Origin of the sequence: Psychromonas aquatilis, from assembly GCF_038155185.1 — a bacterium.
GTDB classification, from domain to species: domain Bacteria; phylum Pseudomonadota; class Gammaproteobacteria; order Enterobacterales; family Psychromonadaceae; genus Psychromonas; species Psychromonas aquatilis.
Window position 1 is genome coordinate 14,972 of the sequence record NZ_JBAKAZ010000007.1, and the last position, 13,668, is coordinate 28,639.

The window sequence follows — 13,668 nt, forward strand, 5'->3', positions numbered from 1 at the left end:
CTATTGACTGTTTTAAACACAGTGCAATTATCGACTTCAATACTGTTTCATTTATAATAACCGACTACAACCCATTTTCGTTATCAAGGATTTTTCATGGCACAACAAGCTTATCAGTTATTACGTATTATTATTATCGATAGCTTTTGGAAAGGACAAATTAACGAACTTGATTTATCTGGCCATACCCAACTTGAAGGGACTAATGGCGCAGGTAAAACCTCATTAATGCGTTTGTTACCTCTTTTTTATGGTATGCGCCCAAGTGAAATTGTCAGTAAAGTCGATCAAGCTAAAAACTTTGCCGATTATTATCTTCCTCGTGACTCAAGTATGTTGGTTTATGAGTACCAACGACCAAATGCACAAACCTGTATGGTCTTAGCAAGCTCTGATGGTAGGGGCGTGCAGTTTAAATTTATTGATAGTGGATTTGACAGTGGCTTGTTCATCGGTGAGGACAAAGTGCCTCTTCGTGTATCTGAAGTTGAGCGCGTTTATCGAAACCTAGGCGTTGAGTGTTCTGTTTATTTAGGGGTTGATAAATACCGTCAAGTTATTCAAAACCTACGTAGCGGACGTAAAGTAAAAGAGATCCGTCAACTACAAAATCGCTTTGCTTTTACAGATTTAGCGGCACCGCATTTAGATAAAGTGGTTAACGGAACGATCGAGAAAAATTTAGACTTTGATGCTGTAAAACAGATGCTGGTGGCTATTGCAGGCGATCACTTGGCACGAAGTGTTGGCCAAGAAAAAGAACAAATTACTCTGAATAAAGAAGATATTAGTATCTGGCTTGCGGATATTCAGGCGAGCCGTTCAATTCAACGCGTTAGTGATAAAATAGCGCTGTGGCAAAGTGATTTTACACAGTTAGATAACTTATTGATTAAGCTGCAACACTTACATGCTGAAACCTTGGTTCACCATCAAAAGATTAATGATTTACAAACTGAACGTAAGCAACAAAAGCTGCAGCTGAGAGAAGAAATAACTGCGCTCGATAAACAATTAAAAGAGCAGAGCGAGCAGCTACAAACAGAAATTAGTCAATTATCCGCACAAATAGAAGCGGATCAAAGTCGTATTGATCTATTAGATGAAGACAAATTAAAGTTCGATGAAAATGATGCCGCAAGTTTCCAGCTGCAAGCCGATAATGCAGGGCGTTATCAGCAAGAACTGAATGAAGTGAATAGCATTATTGAAGCATTTGAAGGTAACTTGAATAAAGTACAAGCTAAATTTGATTCATTATTACAAACGCTGACACTGCAAAAAGTAAAAGATGAAGCCAATAATCGCGATCAAGTGGCTAATATCAAAGAAACGACTAATACACAGTTATCAGTGATTGCTGAAACTTACCAAGGCCAACTAAGTAAGCTCAACGAACAGCTTAATGAAAGTTATCTCAAGCTTAATATGAATTTACAAACGTTCCAAAGCCAATTGAAAATGGTGACGTTAGAGCAACAGAGCATAAAAGTTGAAAGCGAGCTGCAGGCTGAGATTGATCAAAACAGAAACAATATGTCTGATGCAAAAGATTCGCTTAATGATTTATTGCAAGTGATCAGCTCTGATAATCAGCAATTGAATCATCTTGAAAAACAACGCACTGCACTGTTAGAGCAACACAGTAAAAATAATCGCATTTTAGAGCAAACTAAAAAGTCACAACAGCAGATCCAGTTACAGCTATTGCCTGAAGTGGATTCATTGCATCATTTTCTGGTTAATGAAGCAGATGCCGAAGGCTGGAAAGACAATATAGGAAAGGTTTTATCTGCTGAGCAATTAGCACGTAAAGACTTACACCCAGAATGGATCGCGCAAGGCAATAACACCAGTAGTTTATTTGGGTTAAAGATCAATTTAGATCAACTTCAAGATAACGATCTGCAGTTAAATGAAAATGAGCTGCGTGAAAAACTCGATATCGAAGACGCTAAAATACAGCAGTTGAATACTAAAAATGAATCGTTAACTAGTCAGGTTGCTGAATTAACAAAACAAATAAATCAACAAACCTTATTGATTTCAGAACATAAACAACGTTTGCAAAACATTGAGTTAAAACGCGATCAGTTTAAAACGCAACAGGAAAACTTAGCCGTTAAAAAGCAGCAGTTTTTAAAACAAGCCGCTTCTGGCTTTGAGGAAAAGATTAAAAGCTTAAACAGTGAAATTAAACAGCAGCAGTCGGCCTTAGATGCGTTCAAAGAGTTACAACAAGAACAACGCCTTGAATTAAATAACCAAATGCTAGATCAACGTATGGTTGTTGAATCTGACCGAGATAGTCAGTTAGAGCAGTTGTCAGCACAATTTGCAGCGATTCAAGAAAGTGCCAAAAAACGTCAAAAAGATTATAAGCATCAACGTAACCAAGCCTTAGAGAAATTAGATCCCGATGGTGAAGTGGATAAACGCATTAAAGAACGTGCTGTTTTAAATGAAAAACTAGCTGAATGTGCTGTTTGGGCACGTAAAGCACGAGAATATCAAGTGTTTATGAATGAACGTTATATTCATCGTGATAAATTAGTTGAGAAAAATCAGAACCTTGAAGTTCAAAAGCGCAGTCTTGAAAATAGCTTAACGGATTTAAAAGTTGATAAAAAAAGCGCCATTAATGAAAAACAAAAACACCTTAAAAAAGTAGTTCAGCAAATAAATGACAATGATGATTTGTTATTACAGCTGGCTAAAGTTAAGCGTGAGTGCGAGCAATTTGGTATCGAGGCGTTAACCGCTGACAGTGAACCAAGCAATAGTGCTGACTTAACGGTTACTTTTTGTGGTGATTGGTTAAAACAGTTCAGTGTTATTGAAAAACGCTTAATGAGCCAGATTACACAGTTTACTACTTCTTTTGCTAAACATAATGCCAACAGTGAGCTATATGAAAACTGGGTAAAATTGGTGTCTGATAATGATGTTTACAAAGGTGCACGCAGCTTATTTAAATATCAAAACCCAATTGCAGATTTGTTGAGCAGTGCCAGCCAAAAACAAAAGAATACATATCAGCTAGTGACGGTTAATGCGAATATGATCAATGAGTTTTATCAACATATTGAACATTTCGGACGACGCATCAAAGCGATTGGTAAGCAACTTTCACATAATGTGACTAATTTAGCGCATTTTGAAGCATTGGCTGACATCAATGTTAATACGGTGATGAAGCAAGAAGAGTTAGATTATTGGGGACCTTTACAACAATTCGCAAAATTATTTGAAAAGTATCGTGATGATTTGCGTGATGGTGTGGGTGATATTCCAGATGATTTAATTGTGGCAATGCAGCAATTATCACGTTACTTACCAAGTGATGGCTTTGCATTAGCGCATCATCAATTATTTGATATCGAGTTTACTATTTCAGAGAAAGGGCAATTAAAACATGCTCGTAATGCTCGACAATTGAAAAAAATAAGCTCTACAGGTTTATCTTATTTGGCCATGTTATCTTTATATGCTGGTATCTTAGGGATGTTAAGAGGTGAAAGTGAGCTTAAATCACAAATCATTTTACCGGTTGATGAATTAGGCGAATTAGCCGCTGAAAATATTGATCTGCTATTGAGTATGTTCAATGATAATGCGATCACCATGTTATCGGCTTCACCTTCAACAGATCGTCATATCTTATCCTTATATCAACGACATTATAAAATTAAAGATAAAAAGATATTCCATGCGCATATTCCAACGTCTCGCTTAGATGAGTTGTTGTCGCAGCGAGCGCAAGTCGCAACAAACTTAACGCCTGTATCTGATTCAGATGATACACAAACCGAACAAGAAGATGATGTTATTGAAGTGGAGAATGTAAATGTTTAAACAGACAGTACAAAACCTATTAACTGGTAACATCATTTGTGAAACCGCTTTTTCTGATGAGTTTTTATTTTTACAAGCTCAGTCTAACCAAGATCAAGTGGCGGATTTCTTATCGAACTTAGACCGTCAATTAACGTATTTAGACAGTGCGGATGCCTATTATTGTACTTTTAAAGAGGTCGATAGTAGCAACACTTTAGAAATAAGTGCTTTGTTTACCGATATCAGAAGTATGTTTCGCCCGATGGTGGAATTCTTAGAGTTAATTTTAACGGCAAGTCACAGTGATTTACCTATTCACGCAAAATCGATTATTAACATTAATGAATTATTTGATCCCTTTGAACACGATCAAACATTGCGTGAGCAGTTACGTCATTTGACGTCTATTCGTCCTTTCAAAACTAATAAATTAGAAAGCCGTGAACAACTTGTATTTGTTTTTAATAAGTTAGAAGAGCTAGGTTATTTTGTTCGTAAAAATGCCGGTAGTAGCCGTTATTTCGCCACTGCGCGCTTTGATCTTATTTATTTATTGATTGAATTCCTTAATGATTCAGAGCGCATTGAATTGCCAGATACAGTAGAGCAACAACAAGAAGAGTTATTGTTTTAATGGCCGGTTATGATGCAAAAGATGTCGCTGAGTTATTACGTCAGCTAGGTACCCATGACCAGTTACTGGCAGAAGCTTATGTTTTTGGCTCAGTGCAAGGTGATGGCGATGACGCAAGAAAAATTGCAGCCTTACATAAAAAGGCGTTATTAAGACCCGATGATGAGCCAGGTGACTTTCGTGTTAGTGCTGAACTAAAACGGATGCTTAACCGCTTGATGCGTAAACAAAGCAGTTACCGTCAGTTGACTGATATGAGCAAGGTCATCGATATTTTAGAAGAGACGGTTAATGATTATCGTGTTTCCATTATTGCAGACCAACAAGAAGACGCTGAATATTATTTAGATCAGTTAGATGATCTTTTATATGAGGCTAAAGATAACTTAAATGTGAGTTTGGATAATATGCATTACGCTATTTCCAGTCAGTTTGGTTTTGTATCGACGATTAGCGCCAAAGTCAGAGAAAATGAGCGCGCTTTGGCCTATGCGCAAAAATTATTGACAGAATTACAACAAATTGACCCTGAAACTTGCTATGAATGGATGAACTGGGCGTGTCCAGTTGAGTTGGCGAGAAAGATCAGTGGTTTTATTTATTGGTTTAACCAAACCTTACCAAGATTACGTTTCATCATCGATAATATGCGTTTGAGCTTATTTAAACTGCGTCGAGATGAAAAACAAGCAAGCCTTTTACGTAATATGGCTCGTTACTTACAAAAGCATCCTGAGTTCGAAATTGGTGAGGGGATATTTGAAGATAAAAATCTTCCCGATACACTTCGTTTTGCTGCGCCTATGAAGCTTAAATCCTACGTGGATGTGAGACAAACATCTGACGAACATAGCCTTATTGCAATAGTGCAATCTTTACGTAAGTTAAATAATCAAAGTAGTCGCGCGGTACGCGAGAAATCTGCCGTAGACCTAGTAGAAAATGAAGCAATGAGCTTTAATTATGATTACTTTGAAGAACAAACAGAACGCCTATTTGAATTAGCGATCACTAGTAATGAACCTATTTCAGCGATCAGTTTTTGGCAAAGTTCGTTAAATGATTGGCATACTCTGCAACAGCATATTGAACCTATCGCTTGGGTTGAGTTAGTGTTCAGTAGTTATTGTAAACTTACTAATGCGCAACAAGCCTTAATTGATATAAACCCGAAAGGAAAGCAGTTACCTGGTATTTCCCATAACTGGTCCTATAGTGATATTGTCATCAAACTAAATTAACATGCCCGGTCATCTTTAGTGTGAGATAGGGTTTGTTAAGTAAATTAATTTGACCTGATGACTATAATTAGAACTACCAATATAAGTAAAGTATCGAGTAATACCAATTATATTAAATAAGTGATCTAAATTTTGCGCAGAAAAAATGACTGAGTTCAAGGCGTAATTTGAGTTAAATAGTTGTTCTATTTGCGAAAATTACAACGAAGAAATAAGTTATTTTAACAAGTAAAATAGATCAGTTAATTAGTGTGATTGGTATAATAGTATAGAAAAACCTCAATACTGTTTAAACATACAGTTTTTGGGTTAGGTAAGTAATAGTATCCATTTTTAAGGAATTTTTATGAAGCGTGTTTCATTGTATAGCATGGCCAATTGTCCTCATTGTAAGACCGCAAAACAGTACTTACAGCAGAACAAAATTACGTTTAGAGAGGTTGATGTTAAAAGTCCAGCAGGTCAAAAAGAATTTGCTAAGACAGGATACCGTGGCGTGCCAATTTTAAAAATAGGTGATCAGTTTTTAAATGGATTTAGTGTTAAAGGATTTAATGCTTTGTATAAGGGTTAAAATTTTAAAATAATAAGTGGTGTCACTATATGGTATCACTTATAGTTTGTTAGGTTGTTGATACACAAAGATTGCTAGCGAACCCGTTTAGGTTTACAGTGAGAGGGCGTTTTATATATTAATATTGATAACCAAAAAACATTTATTCAGTATCTACAATACTTGATAACTTTATTTTAATGGAGGTTAATTATGAGTCTCATTAAATCTACTCCTTTTCTTCCTGCTGAAGTTATTTCATTGCCTACAGAAAGTCATAATCATGCGCATGATCACCATCAATTAGTGATTGCAACTAGTGGCCACTCAGAATTCAGTATTGAAGGTTTGCAAAGCCTGATCATACCGGGTCAAGGTTGTGTGGTTACCACCTCATCAGAGCATGCATTTAATGGCCTTGGAAATTCCGAGATATTAACACTTAACTTGCCTTCGGAAGATGCATTTGATGTCTATACTAATGAATGTTTTAACTCCATCTTTACTCAAAACCAATTTTTTAAATTAGATGTACAATTTCAAAATTTACTGACGTTATTGGTGAAAGAGATTCGCGTATTACCTGCTGATCCTCTTGTTGCTGAAGCCTGTAAAAATACCATTATCGCATTACTTAAACGTCATATGTATACCGACTTACCTACTAAAATGTTGAAAAGAGTGCGTATTAATATGGACATTATCGATGCTTATATCCATAAACATATTGCTTCTAAAATTACTATTTCTCAATTAGCAGGTTGCGTATTTTTAGGGGAAAGTCAGTTTCACTCTTTATTTAAACAACAAATGAGTATTACTCCTCATCAATACATTTTAAAACTGCGCTTTAATTTTGCTAAAGCACAGCTTGAAAACAATGCGCTGACCTTATCTGAAATTGCCACTCGAAGTGGTTTTGCTAACCAAAGTAGTTTTACTCACGCCTTCACCAAACTCCAAGGTATTTCTCCTTCTAAATATCGATCATAAATAATGTGATCTTAATCACATTAAAATTTTAATCGTACTTTTTGACAAATAAATCGTAGTTTTTGATAAGAATTTAATTTGATTTATTACTACTATCGATTTTTAGTCATATTTACTTAACATAAATGTAACGTCGTTACCGTCTTTAGGAGAAATGTTATGCCTTCATTTAACGCAGTAGAGGTATTATCAAGTCACTTTATTGAATCAGATTTATCCACGCTTTGGTCACATATATCTCCATTGTATATGGCTGATGAATCAACTTGGTTAAAACAGCTACTTCCATTGGCAACCGCTTCAAAGGATGAGCGCGATAAGATTGAGCAAAGTGCAACAGAATTAATTGAACGTGTACGCAAAGATAAAAATGCGATACATATGATTGATGCTTTATTAGTGGAATACAGTTTAGATACAAAAGAGGGGATCCTCTTGATGTGTTTAGCTGAAGCATTAATGCGCGTACCGGATAAAGCGACGGCCGATGCATTAATTAAAGACAAGTTAAGTGTGGCTGATTGGAAATCGCATTTACAAAAATCAGATTCTTTGTTTGTTAATGCGTCTACTTGGGGATTATTACTGACAGGTAAGATTGTTAATATAGAAAAAACTAGCAAAAAATCGCCTATTAGTGCGATTAATGGGTTAGTTAATAAATTATCTGAGCCTGTGATCCGTAAAGCAATGAATCAAGCGATGAAAATAATGGGTCATCAATTTGTACTTGGCCGAGATATTAATGAAGCGCAAAAAAATGGTTCAGAGTTCACAAGCAAAGGATGTAGTTATTCCTTCGATATGCTTGGTGAATCGGCATTAACAAAAGTAGATGCTAAAAAGTATTTTGATGACTATATGTCGGCAATTATTTCCGTTGGAGAAAAGACCTTAAATAAAGGGCAGAAATTCAATGCAGCTACTGTATCAATCAAACTATCTGCACTGCACCCACGTTATGAAGTCGCTAATACTGATCGTGTGATGACAGAGATGTTCGATACGGTTTTATTGTTAATTGAAAAAGCACGTAGCCTGAATGTTGGTCTAACCATTGATGCTGAAGAGGCTGACCGTTTAGAGCTTTCTTTAAAGCTATTTGAGAAATTATATCGACACCCAAGTGTTAAAGGATGGGGTAAATTTGGCATAGTTGTACAAACATACAGTAAACGTGCATTACCTGTATTAGTTTGGTTAGCTGCTTTATCTAAAGAGTGTGGCGATGTTATCCCGTTACGTTTAGTAAAAGGAGCATACTGGGATACTGAAATTAAATTATCTCAGCAAAATGGTTTTGCTGCGTACCCTGTATATACGCGAAAAGAATCAACTGATGTTTCATACTTAGCCTGTGCGCGATTCTTACTCTGTGCTCATATTGAAGGATTAATTTACCCTCAATTTGCGACACACAATGCTCATACTGTTGCCGCAATTTCAGCGGTTGCTGAGCATAAATCCTATGAGTTTCAACGTTTACATGGCATGGGTGATGCTCTATACCATCATGTGATGGAGTTATTTGGCAGTAATGTACGTATCTATGCGCCAGTGGGTAATCATAAGGATTTATTACCGTATTTAGTAAGACGATTATTAGAAAATGGTGCCAATAGCTCTTTTGTTCATCGATTAGTTGATGCGGAGTGCCCAATTTATGAATTAACTGAGCATCCTGTTGATACATTATTAAAACGCCCAACGTTGCATAATAGTTTAATTGTTTTACCAACAGCTATTTTTGCTGATAGAAAAAACAGTTACAGCATCAATATTGATATTGAAAGCGAACTGCATCCTTTAGAAAAACAGATCCATGCTTTTGATGGACAATTTTGGGAAGCAGGTCCAGTCGTCGCCGGAGAACATTACACAGAAGCCTCTGATGACAGTGTGGTACAACAATGCCTAGCACCATATGATCGTCGCATCAGAGTTGGGTCTGTTATATTCTCTACGCCGGAAATGATTGAGACTGCTTTAGATAGCGCAGAAGCTTTTTATCCGCAGTGGAATGATACTGCTGTAGAGCAACGTGCACAGTGTTTATATAACTTAGCTGACTTACTTGAAAAGAATATGCCTGAGTTGATCGCGTTATGTCATCACGAAGCGGGTAAAACTATTCATGACTGTATTGATGAGGTACGAGAAGCAGTTGATTTTTGTCGTTACTACGGCCAACAAGCGATTTATAACCAATCATTTAGTGAAGCTAATGTGAGTTTTGATAACATCATTCAGGAAGTAAGCCGTCAAGGGAAAGGGGTGTTTGTTTGTATCAGTCCTTGGAACTTCCCGTTAGCGATATTTCTTGGTCAAATCAGTGCTGCCTTAGTAACGGGTAATACCGTGATTGCCAAGCCTGCAGAACAAACCTCAATTATTGCTTCGCGTGCTGTGATCTTAATGTTAGAAGCTGGCTTCCCTAAAGAAGCGATTCATTTACTATTGGGTAGTGGTGCGAAGATCGGATCTTTATTAACTTCGGATCCACGTGTTTCGGGTGTTGTATTTACTGGATCAACTAATACCGCGCAGGTGATCAATCAACAATTAGCTAAACGTGAAAAGCTGCCGGCTACTTTTGTTGCAGAAACGGGTGGTCAGAATGCCATGATTGTTGATAGTACTGCATTACCTGAACAGGTTGTACGTGATGTTATTCGCTCTGCTTTTGCCTCTGCTGGTCAGCGATGTTCAGCGTTACGTGTGTTATTTATACAAAGTGATATTGCTGAGCGTGTGATTGAATTAATTAAAGGTGCAATGCAAGAATTAAGGGTTGGTTTACCTTATTTACATAGCACAGATGTCGGGCCGGTTATCGATAAAACTGCAAAAGATAAACTGGCGGCGCATATTTTAAAAATGAAGACTGAGCATAAATTAATAGCACAAGTTGATCTTGAAGAGGTATGCCAACATGGGGATTTCATTGCACCAACTGCGATTGAAATTGCACACCTTGGACTGTTAACGGAAGAGCAGTTTGGGCCAATATTGCATATTATTCGTTATGAGGCTGCTGATTTAGAATCAGTGATTGGTCAGATCAATCAAAGTGGTTTTGGTTTAACCATGGGCGTACATAGTCGTAATGAAACAACTTATACGCGGATAGCTAATGCAAGTCGAGTTGGTAACTGTTATATCAATCGTGACCAAGTAGGGGCTGTGGTAGGTGTTCAACCATTTGGTGGTCAAGGATTATCAGGTACCGGTCCTAAAGCTGGTGGACCTCGATACCTTGCAAGGTTTACCAAGCAAGTTTTGAGTTCTGTGGTAATGGACACAGACACTACAGACCCTATTGATCTAGATACAATTTAAAGGAGTTAAACATGCCACATACAACAAATAAATCATCAGCAGCTGTTATAGATAAAGCCGTTTCAGCATGGTTAACTTGGAATGATATCGAAATTGATGAACGCTTGGAATTGATTAACCAATGGAGTGAACTGTTAAAGCTACAACATAGCTTAGGTTTGCTACCCGCTCAAATGGTTGATTTTCATGCTGAGCATGCTCCACCGTTACTTTCAATGGGTGAAGAAATGCCTGGACCGACAGGTGAAAGTAATGTGTTAAGTACAGCAGGACGGGGGCCATTTGTGATAATCGCAGAGCCCGATGCTTCTATTAATGGTTTTATTGCTTTACTGAGTTGTGCGCTGATTGCTGGTAATAGTGTTATTGTTGCTCCTTTACCAGAGCATCAAGACATTATTAGTACGTTACAGCAGGTTTGTGATTTTTCTGATGTTGTTATGCCATTACTGACTGAAGATGCTGATAAATTACGTAATGAGATAATCAAAGATGGTGCGGTCGCTGGTGTTGGCTTTGTAGGAACGCAAGTGGAAGCGATGGAAATTAACCGTACTTTAGCGAACAGAGAAGGGCAAATCGCAGCCTTTATTGCAGAGACGGATCCGGATGAGTTAACAACAGTACGTGATCAACAGTTGGTATTACGCTTTATTACTGAAAAAACACTGACAACAAATGTAACGGCTGTTGGCGGTAATGCAACACTGTTAGCATTAGGTTGTGGGGACGTTTAGTCATTGAGCTTTATGTAGCTACAAAAAAGCCATGAGTGATTGCTCATGGCTTTTTTATTGAAAAACTGTTTATTGACCTTTATTCAGGTAATACAGCATTGTGATAAACATTTTGTACATCATCACAATCTTCTAACATATCTAAAAACTTCTCAAATTTTTCAACATGTTCTTCAGTGATCTCTGTATCTGTTTGTGGAACGTAAGTGATTTCTTCCACTTCCAGTTCAACGTCAGGGTAAGTTTCATGTAAAGCCACTTTCGTGTTGTTAAATTCAGTGTGTGGGCAGAATACTGAGATTTTGCCGTCTTCACTCACAACATCAGTTACATCAATATCAGCCATCATTAATTCTTCTAATACAGCTTCATCATCTTCGCCTTCAAAAACAAAAACAGCTTGATGTTCAAACATGTGTGCTACAGTACCTGGAGAACCAATTTTAGCACCTGTTTTATTGAAACAGTTACGTACTTCAGTCCACGTACGATTACCATTATCTGTTAAACAGTCAACAATCACAGAACATCCACCTGGGCCAAAACCTTCGTAACTTGCACGTTCATAATCTTCACCGCCGCCGCCTTTTGCTTTATCGATGGCACGTTCTATTACATGTGTTGGTACTTGGTCTTTTTTAGCACTATCGATTAAACGACGTAGAGTAAGGTTACCATCAGGGTCAAAACCACCATTTTTCGCTGCTACGTAAATCTCTTTACCGTATTTAGAATAAACTTTAGTTTTTGCGCCAGCTGTTTTCGCCATCGACTCTTTTCTGTTTTGATATGCTCTTCCCATCTGAATGCTCTCTTTTTTTAAATTATTACACGGAAAAATTAATGCACAGAATTTTAGCCTTTAATTAGGGCAGGTACTAGGGGGAGTTGTTATTTTTATCTAGTTAATGGGTATTATTTACTTTCTATTGACAAAATAGGGCATTTTAAGACAAAAATAAACGCTAATATGGAAATTGATATTGATTTTAAAGGGCTAAGTGAAGAAGTATTTATCAAAAAATAAATGACTAAGTGGTGCCGCTTAGTCATATTAGGTGGCGAATTAATAGGTTATTTCACCACCTTTATTTGTTTTATTTAACTGCTGCGATAACTGATATTTCTACTAATAAAACATCACGAGCCATACTCGCTTCTACACAAGCTCGTGCAGGTGCATGACCTTCTGGGATCCAAGCATCCCAAACTGCATTCATACCAGCAAAGTGTAATGCCATATCTTTAACGTAAATCGTTGCAGATAGAATGTGCTCGCGTGAGCTACCAGCTTCAATCAATAACTGATCTACTTTATCTAGCATTGTTTGTGTTTGCTCTGTGATGTCTTTAGTTGCATCTTCACAAACTTGACCACATAAATATACAGTTCCGTTATGTTTAACAACTCGACTCATTCTTTGCTTAGTTTGCTGGCGTTCTATCATATTATCTCTCTATATTAAGGTTAAGTGATTAAAAAATTTATTGTAACGCCTGTTTTAAAAAAGGCGAGCTTTTTACTGTTCAATAATTTGTATCTTTTTGAATTTCTGTTAATAAAATAAAAAGTTTACTTAAAGTGCATTTATCGTTTATTACTTAAATTAGTCGATTCCTGTAATCCAAGCTTATTTTGTTGTTAAGCTTTAGAAAACAAACCTTTTTTCAAAGCGCCGATAAGTTATTTGAAGACGGCTTGTCTGATTGCGCTATAATTATTTAATTTTAAGGTTTTGTTATGTCTAACGCTTCGCTATCGCAGAATAAACTTAAGTATCTGTCTGCTTATTCGCAGAAGGTACAAGACCAAGTGAGTACTATGCTTGCAATGGATAGTTTAGGTGAGTTTATTATTAAAAAGTATCCTAATGTACATAATATTAAAAATGACAAGTTACTGAGGCAATATGTGTTGGACTTAAAACAACGTCATCTAAAAAAATCAGCGCCATTGAGTAAAGTTATTTATGATAAGAAGATCCATGTTGTTAATAATGCGTTGGGGTTACATACTTTTGTGTCACGTGTACAAGGCAGTAAATTAAAAAGTAAAAATGAAATCCGAATAAGTGAGATGTTTAAACAGGCTCCTGAAGCTTTTTTAGAGATGATAGTCGTGCATGAATTATCACATATTAAAGAAAAGAATCATGACAAAGCATTTTATCAACTATGCGAACATATGTTGCCAGAATATCATCAACGTGAATTTGAAATGCGTTTGTACTTAACGCAACTAGAGTTTAAAGGGGCAATATATTAACTCTAGTCAACATTAAACGTACTTATTGTGCTGGTAAATATTATGTATTTTTATAAGTTGTTTGGTTA

General features: G+C 36.7%; 10 protein-coding genes. 8 read left to right on the forward strand and 2 right to left on the reverse strand.

The genetic code is table 11. The annotated features are described in order from the left end of the window. The first annotated feature begins 96 nt into the window (after positions 1 to 96). The 7 genes from V6256_RS03020 to V6256_RS03050 all read left to right on the forward strand — a co-directional run bounded on the left by V6256_RS03020 (position 97) and on the right by V6256_RS03050 (position 11,334). Positions 97 to 3,855, forward strand: coding sequence for an ATP-binding protein (locus V6256_RS03020; protein WP_341596580.1), 3,759 nt, complete (start codon positions 97 to 99; stop codon positions 3,853 to 3,855). Continuing rightward, complete coding sequence (locus V6256_RS03025) at positions 3,848 to 4,471, forward strand: hypothetical protein (RefSeq protein ID WP_341596581.1); 624 nt, start codon at positions 3,848 to 3,850, stop codon at positions 4,469 to 4,471. The genes V6256_RS03020 and V6256_RS03025 overlap by 8 nt, the downstream gene beginning before the upstream one ends. Further along, positions 4,471 to 5,712 carry a hypothetical protein gene (locus tag V6256_RS03030; protein WP_341596582.1) on the forward strand — a complete coding sequence of 414 codons (1,242 nt, stop codon included), beginning with the start codon at positions 4,471 to 4,473 and terminating at the stop codon, positions 5,710 to 5,712. Before V6256_RS03025 ends, V6256_RS03030 begins: the two co-directional genes overlap by 1 nt. A 346-nt stretch (positions 5,713 to 6,058) precedes the next feature. Then, complete coding sequence (locus tag V6256_RS03035; protein ID WP_341596583.1) at positions 6,059 to 6,286, forward strand: glutaredoxin family protein; 228 nt, start codon at positions 6,059 to 6,061, stop codon at positions 6,284 to 6,286. Between the two features lie 192 nt (positions 6,287 to 6,478). Continuing rightward, the gene (locus tag V6256_RS03040; protein ID WP_341596584.1) at positions 6,479 to 7,258 is read left to right on the forward strand and encodes a helix-turn-helix transcriptional regulator; all 780 of its coding nucleotides are present in this window, start codon (positions 6,479 to 6,481) and stop codon (positions 7,256 to 7,258) included. Between the two features lie 159 nt (positions 7,259 to 7,417). Further along, complete coding sequence (putA, locus tag V6256_RS03045; protein ID WP_341596585.1) at positions 7,418 to 10,597, forward strand: bifunctional proline dehydrogenase/L-glutamate gamma-semialdehyde dehydrogenase PutA; 3,180 nt, start codon at positions 7,418 to 7,420, stop codon at positions 10,595 to 10,597. An 11-nt stretch (positions 10,598 to 10,608) separates the two neighbouring features. Then, complete coding sequence (locus tag V6256_RS03050; protein ID WP_341596586.1) at positions 10,609 to 11,334, forward strand: hypothetical protein; 726 nt, start codon at positions 10,609 to 10,611, stop codon at positions 11,332 to 11,334. Positions 11,335 to 11,413: 79 nt separating this feature from the next. Here V6256_RS03050 and V6256_RS03055 read toward each other — a convergent pair whose 3' ends face one another. Together V6256_RS03055 and V6256_RS03060 are read right to left on the reverse strand one after the other, a co-directional pair. Beyond that, positions 11,414 to 12,136 carry a YebC/PmpR family DNA-binding transcriptional regulator gene (locus tag V6256_RS03055; protein ID WP_341596587.1) on the reverse strand — a complete coding sequence of 241 codons (723 nt, stop codon included), beginning with the start codon at positions 12,134 to 12,136 and terminating at the stop codon, positions 11,414 to 11,416. Between the two features lie 295 nt (positions 12,137 to 12,431). Beyond that, positions 12,432 to 12,782: a RidA family protein gene (locus V6256_RS03060; protein ID WP_341596588.1), complete on the reverse strand. Its 351-nt coding sequence runs from the start codon at positions 12,780 to 12,782 to the stop codon at positions 12,432 to 12,434. A 293-nt stretch (positions 12,783 to 13,075) separates the two neighbouring features. On the opposite strand from V6256_RS03060, the gene V6256_RS03065 reads away from it, so the two are divergent. Next, positions 13,076 to 13,600, forward strand: a complete 525-nt coding sequence (locus V6256_RS03065; RefSeq protein WP_341596589.1) for a YgjP-like metallopeptidase domain-containing protein — start codon at positions 13,076 to 13,078, stop codon at positions 13,598 to 13,600. The last annotated feature ends 68 nt before the right edge of the window (positions 13,601 to 13,668 follow it).